This window comes from Bacteroides sp. MSK.20.82, from assembly GCF_019052485.1.
Lineage (GTDB): Bacteria > Bacteroidota > Bacteroidia > Bacteroidales > Bacteroidaceae > Bacteroides > Bacteroides thetaiotaomicron.
Genome location: NZ_JAHQUN010000159.1, coordinates 1 through 339, shown reverse-complemented (window position 1 = coordinate 339; position 339 = coordinate 1). Strand labels below are relative to the sequence as shown.

Genomic DNA, 339 nt, shown 5'->3' with positions numbered 1-339 from the left:
ATACGATTTCCACGTATATGCGTATGCTTCGGAGTATCTATAATCGGGGTGTGGAAGCCGGCAGTGCTCCTTATGTCCACCGCCTGTTTCATGAGGTCTATACGGGGGTGGACGTGCGTCAGAAAAGGGCGCTTCCCGTCGTCGCTCTTCGCAGGCTTCTTTATGAAGATCCCCAGTCTGACCGTCTCCGCCGTACCCAGGCTATCGCTGCTCTGATGTTCCAGTTCTGCGGGATGTCTTTCGCCGATCTGAGCCATTTGGAGAAATCCGCTCTTGATAGCAACGTGCTGCGCTACAATCGTGTCAAGACGAAGACTCCCATGAGCGTTGAGGTTCTGG

Annotated in this window: 1 pseudogene; it reads left to right on the top strand. The window is 54.0% G+C overall.

The features are described from left to right. Nucleotides 1-339 (top strand): annotated as a pseudogene (locus KTR07_RS28900) (tyrosine-type DNA invertase cluster 3b); the annotation flags it as partial.